The following is a 25,927-nucleotide window of genomic DNA, read 5'->3' as shown; positions in this document are numbered from 1 at the left end:
ACATACTTTATGCATACAGGAATAAACATGACAGCACTTTATAATCCATACGCAAAGAAAAAAGCGACCAATTTAAGCATCAATTCCGACCTGCTTCAAAAGGCAAAAGAACTTCATATTAACATCTCAAATTCATTAGAAAAAACACTTATTGAACTTATTAAAGAGCAAGAGATGAAAAAATGGGAGGCACAAAACAAAAATGCTATCAACAGCTATAACGAAAGAGTCGCAAAAGATGGTCTCTTTAGCGATGAAATAAGAAGTTTTTAATGGCTCAATTTGATGTTTATAAAAACAAAAATCCAAAGACAAGCAAAGAGATACCTTTTTTGCTAGATATACAAAACGATATTCTTAAATCCCTTACCACAAGAGTAGTTGTGCCTTTGGTACTAGATATGAAACCTGCAAAGATATTGCATCCGGTTTTTAAAATTGAAGGTTTGGAGGTTACAATGTCAACGGCTGAGTTGGCGGGTATATCCATACAACATTTAGGAGTACCTATCTGTTCGCTTCAAGACAAAAGAGATGAAATTATTGCAGCGGTTGATTTTATGATAACAGGTTTTTAAAATGACAATTTACGATTCAGTACAAAAAACAAAACGGGAGTTTATCCCTCAAGACGGCAACAGGGTTTCACTCTATGTTTGCGGTCCGACGGTTTATGATGATGCTCACTTGGGGCATGCAAAGAGTGCTTTGGTTTTTGACCTTCTCACACGCGTTTTAAAGGCAAACGGTTACGATGTGACTTATGCCAGAAATATTACCGACATAGATGACAAAATCATCAAAAAAGCTATTGAACAGAAGAGAGAAATAAAAGAGATTACAGATTTTTATACGAATGCTTATCACAAAGAGATGGCGCAGTTGGGTATTTCACGTCCTGATATTGAGCCAAAAGCCACAGAATCTCTTGAGGCGATGTTTGCGCTTATACAAAAACTCATAGACTCAAAACACGCTTACGTAACCGTAGATGGAGATGTTTACTTTGATACTGCAAGCGACAACGACTACTTAAGCCTTTCACATAGAGTTCAAGAGGAGAGCGAAAAACAAAACAGGGTTGAGAACTCATCGGAGAAAAAAAACACTGCGGACTTTGCTCTGTGGAAAAGTGTAAAAGACGACACCGTAACTTTCAATTCTCCATTTGGAGCCGGTCGCCCCGGTTGGCATGTGGAGTGTTCTGCCATGATAGAGAAGCATCTGGCTAAGGATGGCGCAAAGTTTGCCGTTGACATTCATGGCGGCGGAGCGGACTTGCTTTTTCCCCATCATGAAAACGAGGCGGCACAGACCAGATGCGCAACCAACCACACACTGGCAAACTACTGGATGCACAACGGTTTTGTCAACATAGACGGCGAAAAGATGTCAAAAAGTCTTGGAAACAGCTTTTTTCTCAAAGATGCACTTAAAGTTTATGACGGCGAGGTTTTAAGATTTTATCTCCTAAGTACGCATTATAGAAGCAATTTTAACTTCAACACCGAAGATTTGGCGGCTTCAAAAAAGCGTTTAGACAAGATTTACAGAGTTAAAAAGCGTCTTTTTGGTTTAGCTTACAAGCCTATTAAAACTGCTTTTCAAGAAGAGCTTTTAGAAACACTTAGCGATGATTTAAACATCTCGGCTTCTTTGGCACTTGTTGATGCCATGATTGCAAAAGCAAACGAATCGCTTGATATGCCGGGAAAACACAAAGAGTTTAAAGCCCAAACACTCTCAAACATCGCCTACATTGGGGAGGTTTTGGGTTTTGGAGCAAAAAATCCATTTGAGTATTTTCAACTAGGTGTAGATGAGGCGACAAAAGAGGAGATTAACGCACTTATCATGCAAAGAGACGAAGCAAAGAGGGCAAAAGATTTTGCAACCTCAGACAAAATCCGTGATGAGATTCTATCTTACGGCGTGAGCATCATGGACACGCCGCAGGGTACTTTTTGGGAGAAGATTTAGAGCGTTTTGGTTCTATTTTTATATCCCGTGTTGAGACGAAGTTTCAGTCCTAAGTAGTAGGCGTATGTGATGGCTTTTTTTAGCACATAGGCGCTGTAGCCCGTTACTTTTAGAGCTCCAAAAAGCTCTCCGCTCGCATACCGTCCGCCAAGGGCGATAAAGACACCAAGAACTTTGGCATCAAAAGGTTTTATCTCTTGCTTGTCTATCTTTTTACGAATGGCTGCTGCCGCATACTCCGCACTTCTTTCGGCAGTTTGGGCAGTCGGAGGCAAGATGCGCCCTGCTGCGTCCCGTATCTCGACACAGTCGCCCACCGCAAAAACATTCTCATAGCCACCAATATTTAGTCGTTCATCCGGCAAAAACTGTAAGATTCTATTTTTTTGCACATCCACCTTCTCGTTCAAATCAGATGCTTTGATGCCGCCCGTAAAAATCATAAAATGATATGCGAGCGTATCGCCGTTTTTGAAGTAGATGTAAGAGTCATCCATTTTTTGGATAAAGGCATCCGTCAAGATATGCACACCAAGCGATACAAGCCGCTTATGCGTACTTTGCACCAAAAATTCGCTCATCCCCGGTAAAATCGTTTTGCTTGCATCTATGAGATGAATCCTGATGCTTGCCACCCTGTTGCCAAGTGTTTTTTTATAGACCGAAACCACATTTGCCATCTCCGCCGCTACCTCTACGCCACTAAGACCCGCCCCTCCGATAGCCAGATTTATCTCTTGTGTATCAGCCTCATTTTGAAGCTTTTTGTATATGATTTTTTCAAATTCAGCACGGAAATTGTGCGCTCTATAAAGGCTTTTTACTCCAAAACTATGCTCTCTAAGCCCCTCTATAAAAGAGAAGAAGTTTGTTTTTGCACCCGTTGCGATGATAAGATAGTCATAAGCAACCTCGCTGCTGCAAAGCTTGACCTTTTGCGATACAAAGTCAATATCCGTTGCATGGTCGTAAATAAAAGTCACTTTTTTCTTAAAACCGTCGCACCAGTCTTGCAAGTCGATAACAACATCATGCAGATCAAATCGACCCGCAATATAGCCATACGCCTCTGTTTGAAGATAGTGGTAAGGATGCGCATCGATGAGTGTTACATCCATATCCGCTTGCAAAGCCAAATGCTCAACGGCACGAAGCCCGCCGTATCCTCCGCCGATAACAACTACTTTTTTCTTCACTTTTTGCCTTTTGCGCTCTAAAATGGTTAGAATTATACAAAAAATTACTTAGGCAAAGAATGACGGTTAAACAACTCAAAGAACTTTTAGAAGAAAATACAAAAGATGCAGGCGAAGAATTTAAAAGGATTTTTCATGGACGAGGCGGACTTTTTGAGGGGTGGAAGCATCTCACAATTGATTCGATAGACACCATCTTAAATGTGGCTCTTTTTATGCAAGACGAAAAAGAGGAAGAACTTCTAGCAATGCTAAAGGAGTTTGTAGCCTCAAGCCGTTTTACAACGCTCGTGATACAAAGACGCTACCTTAAAGGCGCACCAAGCGAGGTTTTGATGGGAGAAGTACCAAAAAACCTTTTTGCGCTTGAAAACGGTATGAAGTTTAAACTCAACCTCCTCTCCAATCAAAACAGCCTCTACTTTCCTGATATGAAAAACGGCAGAGCGTTTGTGAGAGAAAATGCCAAGGACAAAAGAGTGCTAAACCTCTTTAGCTACACATGCGCTTTTAGCGTTGCAGCAAAAATGGGAGGTGCGCAGAGCGTCGTCAATATCGATATGAGCAAAGGTGCGCTCTCAGTGGGCAAAGCAAACCACCACTTAAACGCTATCGATTCAAAAGGGGTAAGTTTTTTGCCCCATAATATCCTCAAATCTTTCTCACGCATCAGAAAAGACGCCCCTTACGACCTTATCATCATCGACCCGCCGACCCTGCAAAGAGGGAGTTTTGAAGCAACAAAAGATTATGAAAAAATCATCAAACGGCTCCATGAGATGAGCATGGAAGGCTCTATGGTTTTGGCATGCCTCAATGCGCCCGAACTTGATAGTAACTTTCTTATCCGCCTCTTTGGCGAATTGGCTTCTGAGTTTACCTTTGTAAAACGGCTTGAAAACGTGCAAGAGTTTGCAAGCCAAGAGGAAGAACGAAGCTTAAAAAACCTTCTCTTTATTCGCAGTAGGTAGCCAAAAGGGCGGATTTTACCTCAAGGTACTTCTTCTCGCCTGAGAGTTTTTTTACGATTTGAAGCCCAAAGCAGATGGCGGTTGCGGGTCCGCGGGAAGTAAGCACATTGCCGTCTTCTACAACCATCCCGCTCTCATCAAAGCCATCTTCTCTTATCTGCTGCTCGATGGTCGGGTAGCATGTGTAATTGTGCTTAAGTACACCGGCACGTTCCAGTGCGAGCGGTGCGGCACAAATCGCTCCTATGAGCTTTCCTTTTTTATCCATCTCTCTAAGGATTCTCTGTACGTTGGCATCATCACATAAAGCCAGTGTTCCACCCCACCCACCGGGTAAAACTACCATATCAAGAGCCTCTGTAGCCACAGCGGTAATCTCCGCTTCGGCCATTACAACTACACCGTGTGCTCCCTTGATTGAACGGTTTTGTCCCAAAGAAGCAGTGATAACCTCAATCCCGCCACGGCGCAAAACATCTATGATAGAGATTGCCTCTATCTCTTCAAACCCATCTGCCAGTGGCACTAAAACTCTGATCATTTGTCACCCCTTTATAAAATATTTACCTAGCTATCACTGTTAAATACATCTCTAGTGTAAACCTTATCTTTTACATCTAGTAAATTTTCACTTAGTCTATTTGCTATTATCACATCTGAGACAGCTTTGAACTCGTCAAGATTTTTGATAACTCTTGAGTTAAAGAAAGTCTCATCGGCAAGAGAGGGTTCGTATATAACTACTTCTATGCCTTTAGCTTTGATTCTTTTCATTATCCCTTGGATAGCACTGCTTCTAAAGTTGTCGCTTCCTGTTTTCATGGTAAGTCTATACACTCCCACTTTTTTTGAAGTGTGGATATTGTTTGGATTTTGAGGTGTTAACTCTAGTTTTTTGATGATACTGTTTGCTATAAAATCTTTTCTGGTGCTGTTTGCATTTACGATGGCTTCTATCATGTTTGAGGGCACATCTCGGTAGTTTGCAAGCAGCTGCTTTGTATCTTTAGGCAAGCAGTAGCCGCCATATCCAAAACTAGGGTTGTTGTAGTGCGTGCCTATTCTTGGATCCAGCCCTACACCTTTGATGATTTGCTCGGTGTTAAGCCCGTGCGCTTCTGCATAAGAGTCAAGCTCGTTGAAGTATGCTACTCTCATAGCAAGGTATGTGTTTGCAAAGAGTTTTATAGCTTCCGCTTCTGTTGAGTCGGCAAAAAGAATATCGATATTTTCTTTTATGGCACCCTCGGCTAAAAGATTTGCAAAAATCTCTGCTCTTTTGCTTTTTTCACCTACTATGATTCTACTTGGATAAAGATTGTCATAGAGCGCTTTCCCCTCTCTTAAAAACTCCGGTGAAAAGATGATATTTTGAGTGTTAAATTTTTCTCGTAAAGACTTAGTGTATCCTACAGGAATAGTGCTTTTTATAACCATCGTTGCATCAGGATTTATACTAAGCACATCTGCTACTACATACTCTATGGACTTAGTGTTAAAATAATTTGTCTCAGGGTCATAATCTGTTGGAGTTGCGATGATTACATAATCTGCATCTTTGTAAGCTTGCTCTTTATCCAGCGTTGCAGTAAAGTTTAAATCGTCTCTTAGCAGATACTCTTCTATCTCTTTATCCTCGATAGGTGATTTTTTATTTTTAAGCATCTCCACTTTTTGTGGAATGATATCAAGTGCTACGACTTGGTTGTGTTGAGCCAGTAAAAGCCCATTACTTAGTCCCACATACCCCGTTCCTGCTATTGCTATTTTATAGGATTTGCTATTCGTCATTAATATATTAGTCGCTTTCATATTAGACTTCCTGTATAATCTAAAAGTTAGATTTTATCGTGTTTGGACTTTGAACTTGATAAATAATTTTTAAAAAATATTATTTTATTTAATGATAGCTTAATGACAAAGTTAAGTTTTATGACCAAAGTGTTATAATCCGCTTAAAAAAGGCTCTTTTTTGGGTGAAATCATCAAACTTTTGCGAGTACATCAATATATAAAAAATCTTTTTATCTTTTTGCCGCTTCTTTTTTCGTTCTCCTTTACAGATACGGAGGTCATTAGAGACACTTTTTTTGTTTTTGTACTTTTTTCACTGCTTGCGAGCAGTGTCTATATTTTCAATGATTTTTTGGATATCAACGAAGACATGGCACATCCTACAAAGAAAAATCGCCCGTTGGCATGCGGAAGCGTTACAAAAAAGAGTGCGATTTTCCTTATATTGGCTCTTAGCTCTGCCTCTCTTGCGCTCTCGTTTTTGCTCAGCAAAACCCTTTTTGGCGTGTTGCTTCTCTACTTTATCCTCAATATTTTTTACAGTATCAAGCTTAAACATATCGCTATCTTAGATATTTTTATCATCGCTTCGGGCTTTGTTTTGCGTCTTTTTGCGGGTTCTAGCGTTACAGATATCTCACTCTCTATGTGGATAATCTCGATGACATTCCTTCTTGCCCTCTTTCTTGCTCTTGCCAAAAGAAGAGACGATGTGCTTCTCTCTTTGGATGGGCAACAGACACGCAAAAACATAGACGGCTATAACCTTGAGTTTGTAAACGCCTCTATGGTTTTGATGGCAGGTGTGGTTATTGTGAGCTACATCATGTACACTATCTCTGCGGAGGTTACGGCAAGGCTTGGCACGGAGTATCTCTTTCTTACCTCTTTTTTCGTTATTTTGGGCATTTTACGCTATATGCAGATAACATTTGTCGAGGAGAATAGCGGAAGTCCTACGAGAGTTGTTATCAAAGATACATTTTTAAAGCTGACTATCTTTTTTTGGCTTCTTAGTTTCGTGGGAATTATAAAACTGACATGATTGCACGATATGTTATCTTCGCACTGCTCTCAACTGCATTAAATCTCTTTTTTCAGTACTTCAGCTTTACGATATACAGCGGTTTTTTATCGCTCTATATTGCGATGCTTGCGGGTACTTTGGCAGGTCTTGTTTTGAAGTATATACTTGACAAAAAATATATCTTTTTTCACACTCCAAAAAGCAGAGCCGATGATGGCAAAAAGTTTTTTCTCTACTCGCTTATGGGAGTTTTCACCACATTTATCTTTTGGGGTTTTGAGATTGGATTTGACATGCTTTTTGAGAGCCAAAATGCAAAATATGCGGGCGCGCTAGTAGGTCTTAGTATCGGTTATATCGTAAAATATTTTCTTGATAAAAAATTTGTGTTTAAGGACGGACTATGAATCTCTTTAGCTGGGGTATGTACCCAAAGATAAAAAGCAATGTGTTTTCACTCAGAGACACGGAGAGTTTGTGTGCGTATGCAGAAAAAACAGAAGAGTTTATCCCTTACGGCAACGGCAGAAGCTACGGTGACAGTGCACTTGCAGACAACATAGTCTATACCAAACCATACAACAATTTTTTAGCTTTTGACGCACAAGAGGGCATACTTGAGTGCCAAGCAGGAGTGCTTTTGAGTGAGATACTTGATACACTTGTAAAGCGCGGTTGGTTTTTAAAAGTAACTCCGGGGACAAAACTCATAACCATCGGCGGAGCAATCGCAAGCGATGTTCACGGCAAAAACCACCACACTGAAGGGTGTTTTAGCGAATGTATCGAAGAGATGACGCTTATGTTGCCAGATGGTGAGATAAAGAGCTGTAAAAAGGGGGATGCGCTTTTTCATGCAACTTGCGGAGGGATGGGACTTACCGGCGTTATTCTTAGTGCAAAAATTTCGCTCAAGAAGATAAATTCCAAGCACATAAACCAAACAACCATCAAAACCAAAAACCTAAAAGAGACTTTTGAAGCATTTGAGAAATACAAAGATATGCCCTACTCTGTGGCATGGATAGACTGTTTGGCAAAAGATGAAGAGATTGGCAAATGCTTGCTGATGGTCGGTGATTTTGCAAACGACGGCGATTTGGAGTACAAAAGCAAAAAAAAGCTTACCATTCCGTTTACCTTCCCATCTTTTGCGCTCAACAACCTCAGCGTAAAGGCTTTTAACTGGCTCTACTATGCAAAAGCTCCAAATGGTATCTCCAAACAAAAAGTCGATATAGACACATTTTTCTATCCGCTTGATGCTATCGGGGATTGGAATAAGATCTATGGAAGCGGCGGTTTTACGCAGTATCAGTTTATTTTGCCCAAAGAGAGCAGTTTTGATGGGCTTAAAGAGATACTCGGCAAAATTTCGGCTTCGGGCAAAGGCTCTTTTTTGGCAGTTTTAAAACTATACGGCAAAGCAAACGACAACTATCTCTCTTTTCCCATGGAGGGCTACTCGCTCGCACTTGACTTTAAGATTGAAACGGGACTTTTTGAACTTTTGGATGCACTTGACGAGGTCGTAGTACGCCACGGCGGACGCATCTATCTCACCAAAGATGTGCGTGTGAGTCGTGAAACATTTGAGCAAGGGTATCCGCTTATCGAGACATTTCGTACATTCAGAAAAGAGAACAACATGGATAAAAAACTACAATCACTTCAGTCAAAAAGGGTATGCATATGAGTTATGTTCTTATTATCGGTGCAAAAAGCGACATTGCAAAAGAGGTCGCACGCATCTATGCAAAAAACGGCTACAACCTCTATCTTGCGGCAAGAGAGAGTGCTTCTTTGGAGGAGTTAAAGCAAGATATCGCACTTAGAAGCGGCGTGGAAGTTGTACTTAAAGAGTTTGACATTACTGCTTATGAGACGCATGAGAGCTTTTATAGCTCACTTGAAGAAAAGCCGCTTGGCGCTATCGTAATCTCGGGCTATATGACAGAACAAAAAGAGGCACAAAAAGAGTGGAACAAAACATTAGAGACTATCAATGTAAACTACACGGGAGCAGTGAGCATCTTAAATATCATCGCCAATGATTTTGAAAAAGAGAGACGCGGTTTTATCGTAGGTGTGAGTTCCGTTGCGGGAGATCGCGGCAGAAAAGCAAACTATATCTACGGCAGCGCAAAAGCAGCTTTTTCGGCGTATCTTAGCGGTTTAAGAAACAGACTTTATGAGAGCGGGGTGCAGGTACTTACCGTCAAACCTGGGTTTGTACACACAAAGATGACCGAACATCTCGACCTTCCGCCAAAGCTCACGGCAAGCCCAAGTGAAGTTGCCGAGGATATCTTTAACGCACAGCAAAAAGGGCGCAATGTCCTCTACACAAAGCCTATTTGGATGGTTATCATGCTTATCATCAAGCATATACCGGAATTTTTATTTAAGAAAATGAGTATATGATAGAGCGCTACAGAAGAGAACTTTCTATCCTTGCAGGGATTTTCGCCTTTAAGATTTTGATTCTTTGGCTGCTCCCGCTCACGGGGGATGAGGCATACTTTATAAAATGGGCACACAACCCAAGTATGGGCTACTACGACCACCCGCCGATGGTTGGATGGGTACTCTATGCTATGAGTTTTGTGAGTGATTCGCATCTATTTTTTCGCTCTTTTGCTATCTTGGCCACATTTGTGGCGGCGTTTGTACTCTATAAAATCGCTCTGCTTTACGGTATCCATAAAGAAAAAGCACTTTACACCTCATTTCTCTTTTTAGTCTCGCCTGTTGACTTGTTGCTTGTTCTTATGACCAACGATGTTGCCCTGCTCTTTTTCAGCTCGCTTGGAACGCTCTTTTTGCTCTACTCACTGGAGAAAAAAGAGTGGTTTGGTTATGCACTTTTAGCCGGAGTTTTTTTAGGTGCTGCGTTTTTGAGCAAATATTTTGCAGTTTTTATGCTCTTTTCGCTGCTACTTTTTTCTATTCTTACATACAAGACAAAAGCCCTAAAAACAGTAGCGGTTGTCGCTTTTATCGTCCTGCTTTTTATATCGCAAAATCTCTACTTTAACTATAACAGCTGCTGGAACAATATCCTTTTTAACTTCTTTGCAAGAACTGAAGATAGCGTCTATGGTATAAGCACAGTTTTGGCTTATTTTGGGCTTCTGCTCTACGTAGTCACACCTTGGGGGCTTTACTTTTTGCTCAAATCAAAATTTGAAAAAACAACACTTTTAAGACTGCTTACGCTAATCTTAAGTGTTGCGTTTTTTATCTTTTTTGTAGTCTCTCTCAAAAACAACATCGGATTACACTGGTTTTTGCTTTTTATACCTTACATCTTTTTGCTCTTTAGTTTTATCCAAATGGAGCGTTTGCAAAAACTCTTCAACTATAACGCCATTTTTACATCAATTCATATCATCATTATAGTAACCGCTCTTTTACTTCCGACTTCACTCTTCAAAGAGCATAAAAAATACTCGGATATCGTGATGTACACCAAGCCTCAAGCTATTTGCGAGGAGCTTAAAGAGTTTAATGATGAGAGGATTTTTACGCTCGGCTACTCAAGTGCATCACTGCTCTCGCACTTTTGTAAAAGAGAGTTCAATGTTTTGTTCAACAACTCCAAATATGGTCGTCTTGATGATAAACTCCTTGATGTAAGAGAGCTTGCCAACAGTGATATCACTCTATTTCACAAAAGCCCTATCGATGAAAAACTGCTTACACAAAGCTGTAACTCCTTTTCACTGGATAGCTTCAATGGTAATGGAGCGATTTTTTATACCGCAACTTGCAAAGGTTTTAACTATGAGTTTTACAAAAAGAACTATCTTGATGTGCAAAATGAGAAGTTTTATAACATCCCTTCATGGTTGCCGGTCGGAGCATGCTATTTTAAAGAGAGGTACTACAGATGAATCTCGCACTTTTTGATTTTGACGGAACGCTCAGCTCCAAAGACTCCTTAGGCGAGTTTTTAAAACACGCTTCAAGCAAAAAGTCATATCTCTTCAATATGACAAGATTTCTCCCCTATTTTGCACTCTGGCAATTGCGCATTATCTCAAATTCCGAAGCAAAAGAGCGTCTTTTCTCCCTCTTTTTTAAAGGAACAAATGAAGAGATTTTCAAGCAAAAAGCAAAGGAATTTTCGCTCGAAAAACTTGATACCATCATCAACAAAGAGAGACTGCAAATCCTTAAAACACATCAAACAAAAGGCGACAGAGTGCTTGTAGTCTCTGCATCCATGGAGTGTTGGCTTAAGCCATGGTGCCAAAGAGAGGGAATTGAACTCCTCTCAACTGAACTGGAATTTAAAGACGCAAAATTCAGCGGTAAATTTTTAACCCCAAACTGCCACGGAGCAGAGAAAGCAAAACGTATAAAAGAGCATTTAGATATTAAACAGTATGAAACTATCTATGCCTATGGTGACAGCTCAGGAGACACAGAGATGCTCGCACTTGCGCATAAAAGTGTAAAGTATTAACATAACTTTATCGTTCTTTTTGTATAATCTCCTAATTTTTAGTAAAAGAGAACTATATGTTAGAGTATCAAACCATAAAAAATTGGCTGTTCAAACTTGAGCCGGAGAGTGCGCATATGCTTGCGGAGTGTGTGCTTAGAGCTCCAAATATCTGCCCCATACCTTTCAACTCTTTTCTAGAGTCCCATTTTGTTACCAACCCCATACTTAAACAGGAGCTTTTCGGGCGTACTTTTTATAACCCTATAGGACTTGGTGCAGGATTTGACAAAAATGCAACCATGATTCGTGGAATGCAGATACTTGGATTTGGTTTTACGGAGATTGGCACTGTTACGCCAAAGCCACAGGCGGGAAACCCAAAACCTCGTATGTTTCGCCATATCGAGGAACAGAGCATCCAAAATGCGATGGGATTTAACAATGACGGTCTTTTGAAGGTACAAAAAAGATTAAAAGAGCGCTTCCCTTTTACCACGCCTATCGGGATAAACATCGGCAAAAACAAAGTTACTCCGGAGAACGAAGCGATAAATGATTATACAACTCTCATCAAAGCGCTTCACGAATTAGGCGATTATCTTGTTATAAACATCTCTTCCCCAAACACACCGGGCTTAAGAGATTTGCAAAACGAAGAGTTTATCACAAGGCTTTTTGAGGAAGCAAAAGCGATAACCACAAAACCGATTTTACTAAAAATCGCACCGGACATGAGCGAAGAAGATGCGGTTGCTCTTACGTCTTTAGCGGTTGCAAAAGGAGCTGATGGCATCATTGCTACCAATACTACCATAGACTATTCGCTTGTTAAAAACCCAAAAAGCATAGGCGGTTTAAGCGGTGCGGTACTTAAAGAGAAGAGTTTTGCCATCTTTGAAGCGATTGCAAAAGAGCTTTTTGGCAAAACAGTGCTTATATCTGTCGGCGGTATCGACTCTGCCGCCGAGGTTTACAGACGCATCAAGGCAGGGGCTTCACTTGTAGAGATTTACAGCGGGCTTATCTTTGGCGGTCCGGATATGATAAAAAACATCAACTTGGAGCTTACTGAGCTTATAAAGGCTGACGGATACGCAAACATCACAGAGGCGATAGGCGCGGATAGAAAATAGCATGAAATTTCTCTTTGCACTTACACTTACTTTAGGAATTTTAATGGCATCATCACTACCGAAATATGAGACTAAGACCCTTGAAAACGGGCTTCAAATTGTTGTAATTCCGCTTAAAAACGGCACTGGCGTTATTAGCACCGATATTTTTTATAAAGTCGGAAGCAGAAACGAAGTTATGGGCAAAACCGGCATCGCCCACATGCTAGAACACATGAACTTCAAATCCACAAAAAATCTTGATGCCGGCGAGTTTGATAAAGAGGTAAAAAGCATAGGCGGCATCAACAACGCATCTACAAGTTTTGACTACACGCATTACTACATCAAGTCAAGCACACAAAACCTCGACAAATCGCTTGAACTCTATGCCGAACTTATGCAAAATCTCAAACTCAAAGACAAAGAGTTTCAGCCTGAGCGCGATGTAGTCGCCGAAGAGAGACGCTGGAGAACAGAAAACTCACCGATGGGCTACTTGTATTTTGCGCTTTTCAACAACGCTTATGTCTATCATCCATATCATTGGACACCTATCGGATTTATGAACGACATCAAAACATGGACGACTGATGATATAAAAGAGTTTCACAAAACCTACTATCAACCAAGCAACGCTATCTTGATGGTTACGGGCGATGTTGAGCCTGAGGAAGTTTTCAAAAAAGCGAAGAAAAGGTTTTCTCACATCAAAAACAGTGGAAAAATCCCAGAATTAAAGTTTGTAGAACCTGATCAAGAGGGAGCAAAAAGAGTTACCATCCACAAAGAGAGCGAAGTGGAGATGATTGCCATAGCGTTTCATATCCCAAATTTTCAAAATGAAGACCAAATCGTACTCAGCATGATTTCTGAGATTCTATTTTCCGGAAAAAGTTCACGACTTTACCAAGAGCTAATGGAGAAAAAACACCTTGTCAACAATGTTTATGCTTACAATATGGAAAATATCGACCCGGGGCTTTTTATCTTTTTGGCAACCTGCAACCCCGGTGTTAAAGCCGAGGACGTCGAAAAAGAGCTAGTAAAACAGATAGAGCTTTTAAAGAAGAAAAAAGTAGATGAAAAAGAGATACAAAAAGTAAAAATCAACACAAAAGCAGAGTTTATCTACTCGCTTGAGAGTTCAACATCGGTTGCAAATCTTTTTGGAAGCTACCTTGTCAGAGGCGATTTGACATTGCTTTTAAATTATGAAGAAAATATAGAAAAAATCACGCAAGAAAGAGTTTTAGAAGTAGCACAAAAGTACTTCAATTTTGACAAATCAACAACACTTATTTTAAAAAAAGGAACGAAATGAATATAGTAACCGGTTCTACAACCGCACTCATTACACCGTTTAAAAATGGCAAATTAGATGAGCAAACTTACGCAAAACTAATCCAAAGACAGATAGAAAACGGTATAGACGCTGTCTGTCCGGTAGGAACAACGGGCGAGAGTGCGACACTTACATACGCTGAAGACAAAAGATGTATTGAGATAGCCGTAGAGGTATGCCGCGGCACAAAAACAAAAGTTTTAGCAGGTGCGGGAAGCAACTCAACAGCAGAAGCGATTGAAGCGGCAAAAACAGCTCAAAAATGCGGAGTTGACGCAATCTTTTCAGTTGCACCGTACTATGTAAAACCGTCACAAGAGGGACTTTACCAACACTATAAAGCTATTGCCGAGTCAGTTCCTGAACTTCCATTTATGCTCTACAATGTTCCGGGGCGTACCGTAGTCGATATAAGTGCCGATACCGTTATCAGACTATTTGACGATGTAAAAAATATCTACGGCATTAAAGAAGCAACCGGAAGCTTGGAGCGTACAGTAGAGCTGCTCTCCCGCAGACCCGAACTAAAAGTATTTAGTGGCGACGATGCAATTGACTTTCCCATCCTTGCAAACGGCGGCGCAGGGATTACGTCAGTTACATCAAATCTTCTGCCTGATTTAAAAAGTGCATTGGTTCAAAAGGCTCTAAGCGGTGATTTTAGCGGTGCAAAAGCCATAAATGATATGCTGTTTCCAATCAACAAAGCGCTCTTTTTAGAGTCAAACCCTATCATGATAAAAGCCGCAATGTATGTTGCAGGACTTATTGAGACACTTGAATACAGGCTTCCTCTCGTTGCTCCAAGTGTTGAAAATATGAAAAAACTAGAATCTATTATGAAACATTACAAAATCAAAGGATTATAAATGACAGGCAAAACTCTATTTGTAAGCGGCGGAACACGAGGAATCGGCAAAGCAATCGTTTATGCTTTTGCTCAAAAAGGGTGCAACGTAGCTTTTACGTATGCGACAAAAGCTGATGCCGCAAATGAGATAATCGCTAATGTCGAGGCAAAGTATGGTGTAAAAGCAAGAGCATATAAGCTTGACATTTTAGAACCTGAAACATACAGGGATGTTTACGCAGAGTTTGACAATGATTTTGACAGACTTGACTTTTTTATCTCAAATGCCATCATCTCTGGGCGTGCTGTTGTTGGCGGATTTGGTCCGTTTATGAGACTAAAGCCAAAAGGGTTAAACAATATCTACACGGCAACGGTTGACGCATTTGTCGTAGGTGCGCAAGAGGCAGCAAAGAGGATGGAGAAGGTAGGCGGCGGAAGCATCATCAGCATGAGCTCAACAGGCAACCTAGTTTATACTCCAAACTATGCAGGTCACGGTACAAACAAAGCGGCAGTTGAAGCAATGGTGCGTTATGCAGCAGCAGAGCTTGGCGAGAAAAACATAAGAGTAAATGCAGTAAGCGGCGGACCAATCGACACAGACGCACTAAAAGCATTTCCAAACTATGAAGAGGTAAAAAGCGAAGTAGTAAAACGCTCTCCGCTCTCTCGCATGGGTGAAGCTGAAGATTTGACAGGTGCATGTCTTTTTCTTTGCGGCAATGAATCTTCATGGCTTACAGGGCAGACTATAGTCGTTGATGGCGGCACGACGTTTCAATAACCTCTACACCCATAAATATTTTTCAATTTTTTGAAAAATATTTACTCACATAATGCTATTATCCACTCCATGAAAAATATTGAAAAACTAATTGAACCATTAAATCTTATCTACTATGAGTATGACTACTCTACAAACTCGTTTCTGCTCGACAGAAATTACTCCAATGAGCATATATTTGAAGAACTTATCAAGATAACATATATGTTGAGTAAGCAGAATATTAACTTTTTTGTAGATGAGAATAAATCTTTAGTGCTAAACAGCAAAGATACAATATTTACAAGAATAAAAAGAGTAATAGGCTCATTTATACAGAATTTTAAAAACAACTCACTTCCTATTTATGTACTAAACGACAAAAAAGTCAAATGGGCAAAAAATCTACCGGTCATAAAGATAGAGACTATAAAATGCGATATCGATTTTTCTGCTTATGATGCGATTATTTTTACTTCAAAAAGTGCAATCTATCCGCTCAACTCTTACAATCAAAAGTGGAAATCAAAACCACTATATGTTATTGCACCACAAACCGCAAAAGCAGCGAGCAATCTGGGCGGTAAGATCAAGTTTGTCAGCAAAGAAAAACATGGGAATGAGTTCGCAGACGAGTTAGTTCCACTGCTAAAAAACAAAAAAGTGCTCTATGTCAGAGGCTCAAAAATAGTTTCAACATTAGTAGAAAAACTAAACACAAATGGCGTTATTTGTGATGAAGCAATAGTCTATAAAACAGTATGTGTAGAGTTTAAAAAGAAGATTGTTTTACCAAAAAACTCAGCAATTATCTTCTCGTCACCATCAACAATAGAGTGTTTTTTAAAAAATGCCACATGGGATGAGAGCTACATAGCCATATCCATAGGATATACAACAAAGAACTATTTTCCACCATACATCACTCCCATTATCGCACAGACAACCTCGCTTGATTCATGCGTAAAAAAAGCTATAGAGTTGGTTAACAATAGCTCTGTATAATATTTACAAATATATATCCCAAAGGAACAGCTATGAAAAATATAAAAAATACAGCTCTTGCACTCACTCTACTCTCATGCTCTTTACTCGCAGAACCGACCTTGCCTCCTCCGGTGCAAGATGTGGTAAAAATGGAGAAGTTAGCGGGTCCGGCAGGACCTTTTACCACAAAAGAGAACTTTCCCAAAGATTACTTTTTGATGCCAAAAAATCTTCCTTATCTTGTTGGAATGACGCTTTACGACAGCTCAAGCGCAAATCTCAAACTCTCCAAAGAGCAAATCAACGCAATACTAAAAATAAAAGAGGAGCTTATGAGCAAGGCGGTGGACAAAGCTCTTGTGATTAAAAAGCTTGAACTTGATATGATGCAGCAAATCTCTTTTAAGCACAAAGGTCCAAAAGCGGCAGATTTTTATCCAAAAGTGGATGAGATAGCAAAGCTCAGAGCAGAACTTACAAAGATTCACTTAGAGTGTATAGAAAAGGTAAAAGCGGTATTAACTCAAGAGCAGTTTGAAGAGATGCTTGATTATGGTGTTGTAAACATGTTTTAAAAAGGCGTGGCATTAATGCCACACACCTTCAAGCTTATATCCGCAGTATGGACATGTACCGTCTTCATCTAGTTCATTTGTCACAAATTGCCCGATGTTTCCGCTTCTGTCAACCACTCTTTTTTTACAATTCGGGCAGTAGGTCGATTCATAATCTTCATTGTCAACATTACCGATATAGACATATTTAAGCCCCTCTTCCACTCCTATCTTGTATGCTCTTAAAAGCGTTGATTCGGGAGTGCGTGGAACGTCAAGCATCTTATACATCGGATGAAATGCCGAGAGATGCCAAGGCATAGATGTATCGACAGAAGCTATAAATTTTGCAATTCCTCGTATCTCTTCATCTGAATCATTTTTTCCGGGAATCAAAAGAGTTGTTATCTCTACCCAAATGCCCTTCTCACGAGCATGTTTAACGGCTTCAAGCACGGGTTTTAGTCTGGCACCGCAAATCTCTTTGTAAAACTCATCCGTAAAGCCTTTGATGTCTATATTCATTCCGTCTATATATGGGGCGAGCAAATCTATGGCTTTTCGTGTTTCATAACCGCTTGTGACGTAGATGTTTTTCAGCCCTTTTTCATGCGCTATTTTTGCCGTATCGTAAGTATATTCGAAAAAAACTACCGGCTCATTGTAAGTGTATGCGATTGAGCGGCATCCGTTTTCAATGGAGAGTTCAACTATTTTTTGGGGCAAAAGTTCACGACCTATGATTTTATGGGCATGCTCTTTTGGATATTGAGATATGTCAAAGTTTTGACAAAACTTGCAAGAGAAGTTACATCCAACCGTTCCAAGAGAAAAAGCTTTGCTTGCAGGCAGAAAATTGAACATAGGCTTTTTCTCAACAGGGTCAATATTCACAGCCGCAGCAAGCCCGTAAACAAGCAGCTTTAGCTCACCTTCTTCCACACGTCTGACACCGCATATACCATACTCACCCTCTTCAAGCTTGCAGGCATGGGCACACGCCTCGCATAAAATCTTTCCGCTATCTAGTTTTTTACTTAACCATGCTGTATGTGACATCTTAGCCCCCTTCTAATAAATCAACGGAACAAACGTAAATCCGTAATGTTCAACTCCACCAAGCTCCCCATTTTTTTCTTTTGTCATTTCATAAATCGAATTTTGCACGGGAATGACAATCTTCCCACCGATATTTAACTGCTTTGCCAGTTCGTACGGAAACTCATCTGCTGCCGCAGAGACTAAAATACGGTCAAACTTCCCGCCTCTTAGCCCAAGTTCATCTCCCGCTTCAACAATCTTAGCATTTTTAAACTTATATTTTTTAAGGTTATCACTTCCAAACTTTACAAGTTCGCTTACTCTCTCAACCCCGACAACCAAGCCGTCTTCTCCTACAATATAAGCCAAAAGTGCCGTCGTCCACCCTGAGCCGCTTCCGATGTCCAAAATGCTCTGTCCAACCTGAGGCGAGAGCATCTCCATCATCATGGCAACCGTTCTTGGTTGAGAGATTGTTTGACCATGACCTATGGCAAGAGGATAATCTTCATAAATATCAAAAGTCTCTCTGTTATGCACAAAATCAGCTCTATCAACATTTCTAAAGGCTTCTATAATGCCGCTTGAGCGAAGCGCCCCGACACCTATAAGATAATCAACCAACTCTTGATTTGAATTCATAACCGTCCCTCAATATTAAAAACTGTAAAACCAATCCTTTGATTTTTTTGAAAACGGATTTTGTTCATAAAACTCCTTCTCGTCAAGAGAAAACCTGAAGTTTTTCATATATGCTTCTACGATTTTATATGCCTCGTGAATCTCTCTAAACTTTTTTTCATCTCCGCTTTGCATATCAGGATGATATACTTTTGAGAGTTTTTGATACCTTTTTTTCAGCTCCGTATGTGTTATGCGCGAAGATATATCAAGTATATCAAGAGCCTCTTGGAATTTTTCATAATTCATAAAATGCCCGCCTCTTTTTTTTCCAGACTATCGCTAAAGACACAGTTTACACCCATATCAAAAAGCTCTTTTACCCGTTTGGAATTATTCACAGTATAGACACCCACAAAAAATCCTGCCTCTCTTAACGTCTCCACGCTTTCTCTATCGACAAGTTCATTGTTTAAGCTGTAGCCTTCTACTTTAAGCTCTCTTAGATACTCTAGCAATCTTGGGGGATGTTTGCCCTCTACCAGAGCCGCGGTCGGCACATCACTAAGTTCTGCTTTTATGATTTTAAGATACTCATGCCTAAAAGACGATATTAAAACGCTATCCATCACACCGCTCTTTCTTATCGCATCAACGACCACACCGACAACATCCGCATTGTTAAATTTTTTGTTCATATCTTTTATCTCGATATTTAAAAGTATGCTATTCTCTTTTATAAAGAGGAGTGCATCCTTAAGTGTGAGAAGCGGCTCTGAATGCTTTTTGTCTTTGTAAAACCAGCTTCCATAGTCAAGTTTTTTAAGTTCGCTAAGCGTAAAGTCGCTCACATAGTAGGGTTTGCGGGATGCAAAAGAGGCAATTTGTGCTACATCCGTAGTTCTCTGCAATGTATCGTCATGCATGACTATAGCCTCACCATCTCTGCTTAACTGTACGTCTATCTCGATAAAATCACATCTGCCAACACTTTTTTTTAAAGCCGCAAGCGTGTTTTCAGGTGCGATGGAGCGAGCACCTCTATGAGCAGCAATAAGACCGACATGACTCAACAGTTCCAAAAATTTCATGCACTATTCTAGCATTTATTTTAGCCGTTATGGTAGAATTGATGCCAAATTAAAGCAGAGGTTTTTATGCAAAAAGACAGAAGAACTATCTACTCTTGGGCGCTTTACGACTGGGCAAATTCTGCTTACGCAACTACTGTAATGGCTGGATTTTTTCCCATCTTTTTCAAATCATACTATGCTGCTGACATGGAAGCTACACTAAGCACCGCGCATCTTGGTTTTGTAAATGCGCTCTCAAGTTTTATTATAGTTCTTGTCGCACCTCTTTTAGGAGCCATGGCAGACAGCGCTTCGCTCAAAAAAAGATTTCTTTTTCTCTTTGCCTATCTTGGAATTTTGATGAGTGCGGCTTTGACACTTGTATCTCAAGGAGAGTGGCAATTAGCGGCTTTTATATACATACTCGGCAATATCGGGTTTATGGGTGCAGATATATTTTACGACTCCCTGCTTCCATCCATCTCAAATAACAAAAACGCCGATTATATCTCAGGGCTGGGTTTTGCACTCGGATATCTTGGTGGCGGGATACTCTTTGCTTTCAATGTGGCTTTGGTGCAGAATTTTTCGCTTTTTGGGCTTGAAAATCAAGCAGAAGCAATAAAAGCCTCATTTATAAGCGTTGCGCTCTGGTGGACGCTATTTTCACTTCCGCTCTTTTTATTTGTTGAAGAAAAAAAAGCAGAGGCAAAAACAGCCGCTGCGCTTTTAAAAGATGGTTATCTAAGACTAAAAAACACCTTTAAAAAGATAAGAGAAATTAAGGGCATATTTCTCTTTTTAGCGGCTTACTGGCTCTACATTGACGGAGTTGACACCATTATACGAATGGCGATTGATTATGGGATGGCTCTTGGATTTGACTCTAAAAATCTGATTTTTGCCCTGCTTATCGTTCAGTTTGCAGGTTTTCCAGCAACGCTTCTTTTTGCAAAAATCGCGCAGTCATGGGATACGAAGAAAACAATTTTTCTAGCTATCGGCATATACCTTTTTATTACTCTTTTGGCTGCAATAATGCAAGAGGTGCATGAGTTTTATATGCTGGCAGTTATGATTGCGCTTGTTCAGGGGGCTATTCAATCCCTCAGCCGCTCATACTACTCAAAAATGATTCCAAAAGAGCACGCTGCAGAGTTTTTCGGTTTTTATAACTTTTTGGGCAAATTTGCAGCTATTTTAGGACCTTTATTGGTGGCCTTGGTCGCCCTTCTTACTCAAAACTCCCGTGCTTCGATTGCTTCTGTGGCTATTTTATTTATACTGGGAGCGATTTTACTCTATTTTGTAGATGAAAAAAAGAGCGCAAAAGATGTTCAAAGTGCCTTAGGGTGAGATTTGCCGAGTTCAATCTCTATCATTTCTCTTACTTTTTGCGTTATCTCATCACTGCTGAGTCCATCAGGGGCAATCGGCTTTAGAAATGCAACTCTTATTTTTCTGGGTCTTGGAAATATTTTTCCTGCCTGAAGCGCTTCATAACTACCGTCAATTACGACTGGAACGACGGGAATACCAAAAGTCTTAGAGAGCATCGCAAAAAAAGGACGAAACTCAAGCAGTTTTCTATCTCTGGTTCTTGCCCCCTCAGGAAAAATCACAAGATTGTTTCCCTCTCTTAGGGGCAGTGCGCAATACTGCATAGTATGTTTGAGATTTATATTTGCATCTATCAAAATAGTCTGACCGTGCTTTGAGACAGGTGCCAATAGCGTAGTACCAAACACCTGTTTGTATGCCAAAAAGAAACTCTTTTTTAAAATCTTATACGGAAGTACGGACTCTATCAAAAAACCGTCAAGCATACTTTGATGCGACGGGGCGATTATGCACGGATATGTGGGAATATTTTCCACTCCTGATACCTCAAGCCGAAAATAGAGCCTAAAAAGAGGATAGAGAACGGTTTTGTACAGAGAGATTATAATGGGCGAATACACCAGTTTTTCGTCTATCTTTTGATGTAAAATATCTTCCCAAACTACTGCTGAAGAGTTTGCATATTTTGCATTTTGTTTAACAAAAAGATACAAATCCCCCATCTTCATAACGGATGAAAAAATCGCTTCATCAATTTTAACTCCAAAACTCTCTTCTATAAAAACAAAAAGCTCTACATAATCAAGTGAATCAAGCCCAAGAGTAAGTTCTAAATGTGAAGATGGAGTAATTTTTCCCTTTGTCAGAGTTGATAAATACTCTTTTAAAGTAGCATACACTTTATCATCAGGTTCATCTTCTATGGCAAAATCACTCTTTTTGTCTGATGATATAAGCTCTCTTAGTGCCACTAAATCGACACCGCCAAGCGCTGTTTTTGGCAAAGGGACGGTTAATATTTTATAACCTTTTATCTTCAAAGGCTCTTGGACTTGCATATTGTAAAGCTCTATGGCGTACCATCTGATTTCTTCTTCTATGTTGATTATTCTTGCCTCTTTTAGGGCATTAAAATCAGGGTGGACAACAGCGAACAAAGAGCCGTTATGAACGATGAGAGCAACCTCTTTGATAAATATATGTGACGATAGCTTCTCTTCTATATTATGCAAATCCATTTTATTTTATAAAACTACTGCACGACAATGGATTCTTCTGCTCCAACATACGCTTTTGTCGCCTCTTCAGAAGTGATTTGTAACTTCTGCGCTATATTAGGGCTGATAACATAACTTATCCATGTTGTTTTTATCTCATCCCCTTTTTGAAGTTTAGGTACGCTGTAGAGCACTGTTTTTGCACTCATTGCTTTTAGATTTTGATTGATAAGATAATCTTTTGCCGTATGCGGCATAGAAGGTTTACCCTCGCTATCTTTAAAAGCTATGATAAATGTTGCCTCTTTATCCTCTTGTGGACTCTCTTTGAAATTACTCCAGATAACCTCTCCTTTTCTTGTCACAACCGTTTTTGCAAACTTTAGGCGCATTGGGTGTGTAATGATTGAGTGTCCCATTTTGTTGGCGATAGTAAGTTCAATCATATTATTTTTATAGGCAAGTTCAAGTTTAACGGTTTTTTTTACCATTTCATCTGAGCGGATTCCAAGAAAGTTATGTGTTGTGTACTCGTCTCTTCCTTTTTTGTTGAATTTCTCATTTCCGCCTGCTGCACGTGGCATATGGCATGCTATACAATCACTTCTTTTATCGTACTGATTTTTTGTGTTGCAGACTTCAAAGCCGTGTTCATTCTCTTTGTGTGAGTGGCAACCCATGCAAACTTCGCTATTTTTGTAAATCTCATTATGCTCTGCATGGTGCTTGTCACTTGAATCCGGGTCTTTAAGGTTTCCAAACATTGTTGGTTTTTCATCACCGGATGCGCTTGAAAAGTTAATGTTATAGGCTTTTGCATGATGCACCTTGCTGATTTGATGACAATAAAAACAAGATACTCCATCACTCTGTCTCACATCCGCAGGGTCTGGCTGTTCCTCCCCGCGAATCATTGCTGAGAGATTTTTCGTTGCCGGCATGTGGCACAATGCACATGAATAATTCGACTTGCTTGAAATCTCTTTTACTTTTTTGTGTATCTCATCGCCAAAAATGGATGATTTATGGTGCATAGATTTTGCGTGCTCTGCATAAATATCTTCATGACACTCCTTGCACGACTTGCTATCCAAATATTTTGCTTCAGACGCTGCCAACATAAATAGTAACAGTAAAATAACCTTTTTCATTCAGACTCCGTTTGTTGTTTGAGAAAGATTATACTATAAATTTTTATAATTATTATTTTTTAAAATTATATTTATACTATTTTTTAGCAATAGCCTCATTTTTACCCGTTATAATATTCATACTTGAGATGGTTTTTAGTAGCTCTGCCTCTTTGTCATAGCGGGGCTGTTCTTTTCCAATCCTTAAAGTGCTGAAAATTGGCTTGCCTATAATAATTCTTCCCTCAATGCCGTCTTGCTTCGTCCTAATTCCCCAAACATTATGAAAAACAATAATTTCATCATTATATGTTCCAACATAAAGAACAACATGCCCTTTTTTATAAAGTAGTGTTTGAAAAGGGATGGCGTTTTCTTTAATGGTTTTTATCTTTTCTTCGTCATCTAACTCTTTCAAAGAGATGACTTTCCCAACTCTGCCTTGTTGATACGAATTTCTAGGAAGCCAGATGCCAAATGGCGTAAACATATCTCTTAACGTTGAGGAGCAGTCTCTTTGTTCATACATCCCACCCCAACCGTAGTTCGTCTTTGAAACTTCGTGTATAGCTGTTGCCAGATTATCTGCATTTAAAGGCAGTATCTCTTTTGTAGCAATCTCTTTTTTAATTTTTGCATCTGTCAAAACAGCCTTCTGTCCTTCTGTACCTGATTTTGCGACCGCAACTATATAAGATGTCTCATCTTCGGCAACATAAGGCAACACCATGCCGATTTTTGATGAAAATAGAAAATTTCCATCCATATCATAGATAGCTTCACCCTCTTTTATAATCGCCAACTGTTCCTTGTTTTGCCAAAAATCTTTTTGAGCATCTTCTAAAATAACAAATTCATGCACCCTTACCCAACCCGATGCAAAAGAGGCAAAAACATAAGCCCACTCTCTGTTTTTTGAGTAGTGCGAGATAAAAATCGGCGAATTTGCATGGACAGTACTATTTTGAAGGTAGTCAAACGGAAACCCTTCCCCCGCAAGCGAGGGGTCTCTTAAAAGTGGTCGGATAGTTGGAAAAACCCTCAAATTTAACTCTCTGAGCGTTAAACCTTTTGCATTTAGCGTACCATACTCATCAAAATTTGCATTTTGCAGCATCGTATCAAAAAAATTCTGATCGAGTTTTTGTAGATTTTCTCCATAGCTGCTTGATGGACGATATGTGTTAAACGCCCATTTTATGGATTCTAACTTCTCTTTTGGCTGTTGCATATTCCATACATAAAAATGCATGTTATTATAGTTTTTTTGAATCTCGTAAAGCTCTTTACTATCACTTATATTTTTACAAAAATAGGCTCCATCTTGCGGAATCTGCTCTAAGTCGGCTATCTTTTGTGTGCCATCAAAGCTCTTTTTTGTATCATGAAGCGCACACCCGCTAAAGAAAAACAGCACAAGCAGTAAAATAATTTTAATCTGCATCGACATCAGTCCACGCTTCCAAATCTGCTTATCACTCTTCCGATTACTTCTATCTCATTCGGATTTAATGTTTGAGGCGCATAAACAGGGTTGTCTGAGATAATATCCACTCTTCCATCCAACCTTTTTTGCACTCTTTTTATAAAAAGCCCCGCCTCTGTTCGTATAGTAAAGATACCGCCTCTTGCCAAGTCTGTTTTAGCCCTGTTGATAAAAACGATATCGTTATAACTAAAAGTCGGCTCCATTGAATCACCCGTTACATTGATGGCTTCTATATTTTTAAGTTCTCTCTCGCCGCCAAGCATAGCTACAAACTCTTGCGGGATTTCTAGCATTTGGCTCACCTCTTCATCAGCATTTGCACCTCCGCCGGCTGAGGCGCTAATCTGTCCAAAATATTTCACCATAAAAAATCTGTTTGTAGCTGCAACAAGGCTCTCTGGAGATTGTCCGTAAAGCAGCCAGTTGATAGAGATAGATTTGAGTGCGCAAAAATCCAAAAGTTCTCCAAAAGGAACTTTGTTTCGCTTTTTCATAGTTGCAAAATTCATCTGTGAAATACCCAAAATATCTGCAACATCTTTATCGTATATCTTTTTTCCATTAAACTCTGTAGAAACTATACTTTTAATCTCTTCTACAATATCAACAAAATTTTTCATACAACTCCTTTAATATCTTTCTATGATTATAATACTTTTTTTCTAATTTAGTCAAAAAAATATGACAATTTGCAATATTTTTTACTTACTTGTTAAAAAACATATACTATTTGAAATAAAAAAGGGCACCTCTAAAAACTCTAGCCATCTTCAGCGATAGAGCCAAGTTCACAATCAAGGCGGCTCTTTGCAGCCCTAGCTAAGGCTAAGGCAAAAAGAGGCAACGCAGAGTGTGGGCTTGGCTCTATCGCCCTACGGGAGGGTTCAAAAAAGCGATATGCCGCAAAACTTTTTATCGCCTTAGCGTTGGCTAAGGCTCAAAAAAGATTTTACATCATCTCATCTTTGTTGATTCCCTCT

28 protein-coding genes are annotated in these 25,927 nt (G+C 39.7%); 17 read left to right on the top strand and 11 right to left on the bottom strand.

From position 1 onward, the window contains the following. Positions 1 to 27: 27 nt before the first annotated feature. From PHY84_RS05570 to cysS, 3 genes are read left to right on the top strand one after another with little or no spacing between them, the layout of a single operon-like run. Entirely contained in the window at positions 28 to 273 is a 246-nt protein-coding gene (locus tag PHY84_RS05570; RefSeq protein ID WP_299858382.1) for a type II toxin-antitoxin system CcdA family antitoxin, read from the top strand. Then, on the top strand, positions 273 to 578 hold the full coding sequence (locus PHY84_RS05565; protein WP_299858381.1) for a CcdB family protein: 306 nt from the start codon (positions 273 to 275) through the stop codon (positions 576 to 578). The genes PHY84_RS05570 and PHY84_RS05565 overlap by 1 nt, the downstream gene beginning before the upstream one ends. Before the next feature lies 1 nt (position 579). Next, positions 580 to 1,980 carry a cysteine--tRNA ligase gene (cysS, locus tag PHY84_RS05560; RefSeq protein WP_299858380.1) on the top strand — a complete coding sequence of 467 codons (1,401 nt, stop codon included), beginning with the start codon at positions 580 to 582 and terminating at the stop codon, positions 1,978 to 1,980. Here the strand turns inward: cysS and PHY84_RS05555 are convergent. Next, positions 1,977 to 3,176 carry an FAD-dependent oxidoreductase gene (locus PHY84_RS05555; protein ID WP_299858379.1) on the bottom strand — a complete coding sequence of 400 codons (1,200 nt, stop codon included), beginning with the start codon at positions 3,174 to 3,176 and terminating at the stop codon, positions 1,977 to 1,979. The two genes, cysS and PHY84_RS05555, sit on opposite strands and share 4 nt — an antisense overlap. A gap of 59 nt (positions 3,177 to 3,235) precedes the next feature. Here PHY84_RS05555 and PHY84_RS05550 point away from each other — a divergent pair, with 59 nt between their 5' ends. Beyond that, a complete protein-coding gene (locus PHY84_RS05550) occupies positions 3,236 to 4,147 on the top strand; it encodes a class I SAM-dependent methyltransferase (protein WP_299858378.1) in 912 nt (303 codons plus the stop codon). Here the strand turns inward: PHY84_RS05550 and PHY84_RS05545 are convergent. Beyond that, positions 4,131 to 4,688 carry a DJ-1 family glyoxalase III gene (locus PHY84_RS05545; RefSeq protein ID WP_299858377.1) on the bottom strand — a complete coding sequence of 186 codons (558 nt, stop codon included), beginning with the start codon at positions 4,686 to 4,688 and terminating at the stop codon, positions 4,131 to 4,133. The genes PHY84_RS05550 and PHY84_RS05545 overlap by 17 nt on opposite strands. 26 nt (positions 4,689 to 4,714) lie before the next feature. Continuing rightward, positions 4,715 to 5,938 (bottom strand): nucleotide sugar dehydrogenase, encoded by a 1,224-nt coding sequence (locus PHY84_RS05540; RefSeq protein ID WP_299858375.1) that lies wholly within the window; start codon positions 5,936 to 5,938, stop codon positions 4,715 to 4,717. Between the two features lie 181 nt (positions 5,939 to 6,119). On the opposite strand from PHY84_RS05540, the gene PHY84_RS05535 reads away from it, so the two are divergent. The 12 genes from PHY84_RS05535 to PHY84_RS05480 are packed head-to-tail and all read left to right on the top strand — an operon-like array spanning position 6,120 to position 17,056. After that, positions 6,120 to 6,986 (top strand): decaprenyl-phosphate phosphoribosyltransferase, encoded by an 867-nt coding sequence (locus PHY84_RS05535; RefSeq protein WP_299858374.1) that lies wholly within the window; start codon positions 6,120 to 6,122, stop codon positions 6,984 to 6,986. Further along, entirely contained in the window at positions 6,983 to 7,375 is a 393-nt protein-coding gene (locus tag PHY84_RS05530) for a GtrA family protein (RefSeq protein WP_299858373.1), read from the top strand. The genes PHY84_RS05535 and PHY84_RS05530 overlap by 4 nt, the downstream gene beginning before the upstream one ends. Continuing rightward, entirely contained in the window at positions 7,372 to 8,664 is a 1,293-nt protein-coding gene (locus PHY84_RS05525; protein WP_299858372.1) for an FAD-binding oxidoreductase, read from the top strand. Before PHY84_RS05530 ends, PHY84_RS05525 begins: the two co-directional genes overlap by 4 nt. Further along, positions 8,661 to 9,392 carry an SDR family oxidoreductase gene (locus tag PHY84_RS05520; protein ID WP_299858371.1) on the top strand — a complete coding sequence of 244 codons (732 nt, stop codon included), beginning with the start codon at positions 8,661 to 8,663 and terminating at the stop codon, positions 9,390 to 9,392. Before PHY84_RS05525 ends, PHY84_RS05520 begins: the two co-directional genes overlap by 4 nt. After that, complete coding sequence (locus PHY84_RS05515; RefSeq protein ID WP_299858370.1) at positions 9,389 to 10,864, top strand: glycosyltransferase family 39 protein; 1,476 nt, start codon at positions 9,389 to 9,391, stop codon at positions 10,862 to 10,864. The genes PHY84_RS05520 and PHY84_RS05515 overlap by 4 nt, the downstream gene beginning before the upstream one ends. Then, positions 10,861 to 11,439, top strand: a complete 579-nt coding sequence (locus PHY84_RS05510; RefSeq protein ID WP_299858369.1) for an HAD family hydrolase — start codon at positions 10,861 to 10,863, stop codon at positions 11,437 to 11,439. The genes PHY84_RS05515 and PHY84_RS05510 overlap by 4 nt, the downstream gene beginning before the upstream one ends. 56 nt (positions 11,440 to 11,495) lie before the next feature. Then, on the top strand, positions 11,496 to 12,554 hold the full coding sequence (locus PHY84_RS05505; protein ID WP_299858368.1) for a quinone-dependent dihydroorotate dehydrogenase: 1,059 nt from the start codon (positions 11,496 to 11,498) through the stop codon (positions 12,552 to 12,554). A gap of 43 nt (positions 12,555 to 12,597) precedes the next feature. Further along, positions 12,598 to 13,857, top strand: coding sequence for a pitrilysin family protein (locus PHY84_RS05500; RefSeq protein WP_299858367.1), 1,260 nt, complete (start codon positions 12,598 to 12,600; stop codon positions 13,855 to 13,857). Next, positions 13,854 to 14,747, top strand: a complete 894-nt coding sequence (gene dapA / locus PHY84_RS05495) for a 4-hydroxy-tetrahydrodipicolinate synthase (protein WP_299858366.1) — start codon at positions 13,854 to 13,856, stop codon at positions 14,745 to 14,747. Before PHY84_RS05500 ends, dapA begins: the two co-directional genes overlap by 4 nt. Continuing rightward, entirely contained in the window at positions 14,748 to 15,515 is a 768-nt protein-coding gene (locus tag PHY84_RS05490; RefSeq protein ID WP_299858365.1) for an enoyl-ACP reductase, read from the top strand. 30 nt (positions 15,516 to 15,545) lie between these two features. Beyond that, complete coding sequence (locus PHY84_RS05485) at positions 15,546 to 16,499, top strand: uroporphyrinogen-III synthase (RefSeq protein ID WP_299858364.1); 954 nt, start codon at positions 15,546 to 15,548, stop codon at positions 16,497 to 16,499. A 32-nt stretch (positions 16,500 to 16,531) separates the two neighbouring features. Beyond that, positions 16,532 to 17,056, top strand: a complete 525-nt coding sequence (locus tag PHY84_RS05480; RefSeq protein WP_299858363.1) for a hypothetical protein — start codon at positions 16,532 to 16,534, stop codon at positions 17,054 to 17,056. A 12-nt stretch (positions 17,057 to 17,068) separates the two neighbouring features. Here PHY84_RS05480 and amrS read toward each other — a convergent pair whose 3' ends face one another. From amrS to PHY84_RS05460, 4 genes are read right to left on the bottom strand one after another with little or no spacing between them, the layout of a single operon-like run. After that, positions 17,069 to 18,094: an AmmeMemoRadiSam system radical SAM enzyme gene (amrS, locus tag PHY84_RS05475; protein WP_299858362.1), complete on the bottom strand. Its 1,026-nt coding sequence runs from the start codon at positions 18,092 to 18,094 to the stop codon at positions 17,069 to 17,071. 12 nt (positions 18,095 to 18,106) lie between these two features. Continuing rightward, positions 18,107 to 18,718 carry a methyltransferase domain-containing protein gene (locus PHY84_RS05470; protein ID WP_299858361.1) on the bottom strand — a complete coding sequence of 204 codons (612 nt, stop codon included), beginning with the start codon at positions 18,716 to 18,718 and terminating at the stop codon, positions 18,107 to 18,109. 15 nt (positions 18,719 to 18,733) lie between these two features. Beyond that, the gene (locus PHY84_RS05465) at positions 18,734 to 19,006 is read right to left on the bottom strand and encodes a J domain-containing protein (RefSeq protein WP_299858360.1); all 273 of its coding nucleotides are present in this window, start codon (positions 19,004 to 19,006) and stop codon (positions 18,734 to 18,736) included. Continuing rightward, positions 19,003 to 19,788, bottom strand: a complete 786-nt coding sequence (locus PHY84_RS05460) for a glycerophosphodiester phosphodiesterase family protein (RefSeq protein ID WP_299858359.1) — start codon at positions 19,786 to 19,788, stop codon at positions 19,003 to 19,005. The genes PHY84_RS05465 and PHY84_RS05460 overlap by 4 nt, the downstream gene beginning before the upstream one ends. Before the next feature lie 66 nt (positions 19,789 to 19,854). Here PHY84_RS05460 and PHY84_RS05455 point away from each other — a divergent pair, with 66 nt between their 5' ends. Next, complete coding sequence (locus tag PHY84_RS05455; RefSeq protein ID WP_299858358.1) at positions 19,855 to 21,126, top strand: MFS transporter; 1,272 nt, start codon at positions 19,855 to 19,857, stop codon at positions 21,124 to 21,126. Here PHY84_RS05455 and PHY84_RS05450 read toward each other — a convergent pair. From PHY84_RS05450 to PHY84_RS05435, 4 genes are all read right to left on the bottom strand, one after another. Beyond that, on the bottom strand, positions 21,108 to 22,349 hold the full coding sequence (locus PHY84_RS05450) for a 1-acyl-sn-glycerol-3-phosphate acyltransferase (RefSeq protein ID WP_299858357.1): 1,242 nt from the start codon (positions 22,347 to 22,349) through the stop codon (positions 21,108 to 21,110). The genes PHY84_RS05455 and PHY84_RS05450 overlap by 19 nt on opposite strands. A gap of 14 nt (positions 22,350 to 22,363) precedes the next feature. Further along, positions 22,364 to 23,479: a multiheme c-type cytochrome gene (locus PHY84_RS05445; protein WP_299858356.1), complete on the bottom strand. Its 1,116-nt coding sequence runs from the start codon at positions 23,477 to 23,479 to the stop codon at positions 22,364 to 22,366. A gap of 76 nt (positions 23,480 to 23,555) precedes the next feature. Next, on the bottom strand, positions 23,556 to 24,902 hold the full coding sequence (locus PHY84_RS05440; RefSeq protein WP_299858355.1) for an SH3 domain-containing C40 family peptidase: 1,347 nt from the start codon (positions 24,900 to 24,902) through the stop codon (positions 23,556 to 23,558). A gap of 5 nt (positions 24,903 to 24,907) precedes the next feature. Continuing rightward, positions 24,908 to 25,567 (bottom strand): LexA family transcriptional regulator, encoded by a 660-nt coding sequence (locus tag PHY84_RS05435; RefSeq protein ID WP_299858354.1) that lies wholly within the window; start codon positions 25,565 to 25,567, stop codon positions 24,908 to 24,910. Between the last annotated feature and the right edge of the window lie 360 nt (positions 25,568 to 25,927).

Origin of the sequence: Sulfurimonas sp., from assembly GCF_028694605.1 — a bacterium.
Taxonomy (GTDB): Bacteria; Campylobacterota; Campylobacteria; order Campylobacterales; family Sulfurimonadaceae; genus Sulfurimonas.
Note: the sequence above shows the minus strand (reverse complement) of the source record. Positions and strands in the feature narration are given on the sequence as shown.

Coding starts and splice junctions, on each gene's coding strand:
- PHY84_RS05570 (WP_299858382.1), top strand. CDS start 28: ATGACAGCACTTTATAATCCATACGCAAAGAAAAAAGCGACCAATTTA.
- PHY84_RS05565 (WP_299858381.1), top strand. CDS start 273: ATGGCTCAATTTGATGTTTATAAAAACAAAAATCCAAAGACAAGCAAA.
- cysS (WP_299858380.1), top strand. CDS start 580: ATGACAATTTACGATTCAGTACAAAAAACAAAACGGGAGTTTATCCCT.
- PHY84_RS05550 (WP_299858378.1), top strand. CDS start 3,236: ATGACGGTTAAACAACTCAAAGAACTTTTAGAAGAAAATACAAAAGAT.
- PHY84_RS05545 (WP_299858377.1), bottom strand. CDS start 4,688: ATGATCAGAGTTTTAGTGCCACTGGCAGATGGGTTTGAAGAGATAGAG.
- PHY84_RS05540 (WP_299858375.1), bottom strand. CDS start 5,938: ATGACGAATAGCAAATCCTATAAAATAGCAATAGCAGGAACGGGGTAT.
- PHY84_RS05530 (WP_299858373.1), top strand. CDS start 6,983: ATGATTGCACGATATGTTATCTTCGCACTGCTCTCAACTGCATTAAAT.
- PHY84_RS05525 (WP_299858372.1), top strand. CDS start 7,372: ATGAATCTCTTTAGCTGGGGTATGTACCCAAAGATAAAAAGCAATGTG.
- PHY84_RS05520 (WP_299858371.1), top strand. CDS start 8,661: ATGAGTTATGTTCTTATTATCGGTGCAAAAAGCGACATTGCAAAAGAG.
- PHY84_RS05515 (WP_299858370.1), top strand. CDS start 9,389: ATGATAGAGCGCTACAGAAGAGAACTTTCTATCCTTGCAGGGATTTTC.
- PHY84_RS05510 (WP_299858369.1), top strand. CDS start 10,861: ATGAATCTCGCACTTTTTGATTTTGACGGAACGCTCAGCTCCAAAGAC.
- PHY84_RS05505 (WP_299858368.1), top strand. CDS start 11,496: ATGTTAGAGTATCAAACCATAAAAAATTGGCTGTTCAAACTTGAGCCG.
- PHY84_RS05500 (WP_299858367.1), top strand. CDS start 12,598: ATGGCATCATCACTACCGAAATATGAGACTAAGACCCTTGAAAACGGG.
- dapA (WP_299858366.1), top strand. CDS start 13,854: ATGAATATAGTAACCGGTTCTACAACCGCACTCATTACACCGTTTAAA.
- PHY84_RS05490 (WP_299858365.1), top strand. CDS start 14,748: ATGACAGGCAAAACTCTATTTGTAAGCGGCGGAACACGAGGAATCGGC.
- PHY84_RS05480 (WP_299858363.1), top strand. CDS start 16,532: ATGAAAAATATAAAAAATACAGCTCTTGCACTCACTCTACTCTCATGC.
- amrS (WP_299858362.1), bottom strand. CDS start 18,094: ATGTCACATACAGCATGGTTAAGTAAAAAACTAGATAGCGGAAAGATT.
- PHY84_RS05470 (WP_299858361.1), bottom strand. CDS start 18,718: ATGAATTCAAATCAAGAGTTGGTTGATTATCTTATAGGTGTCGGGGCG.
- PHY84_RS05465 (WP_299858360.1), bottom strand. CDS start 19,006: ATGAATTATGAAAAATTCCAAGAGGCTCTTGATATACTTGATATATCT.
- PHY84_RS05460 (WP_299858359.1), bottom strand. CDS start 19,788: ATGAAATTTTTGGAACTGTTGAGTCATGTCGGTCTTATTGCTGCTCAT.
- PHY84_RS05455 (WP_299858358.1), top strand. CDS start 19,855: ATGCAAAAAGACAGAAGAACTATCTACTCTTGGGCGCTTTACGACTGG.
- PHY84_RS05450 (WP_299858357.1), bottom strand. CDS start 22,349: ATGGATTTGCATAATATAGAAGAGAAGCTATCGTCACATATATTTATC.
- PHY84_RS05445 (WP_299858356.1), bottom strand. CDS start 23,479: ATGAAAAAGGTTATTTTACTGTTACTATTTATGTTGGCAGCGTCTGAA.
- PHY84_RS05440 (WP_299858355.1), bottom strand. CDS start 24,902: ATGCAGATTAAAATTATTTTACTGCTTGTGCTGTTTTTCTTTAGCGGG.
- PHY84_RS05435 (WP_299858354.1), bottom strand. CDS start 25,567: ATGAAAAATTTTGTTGATATTGTAGAAGAGATTAAAAGTATAGTTTCT.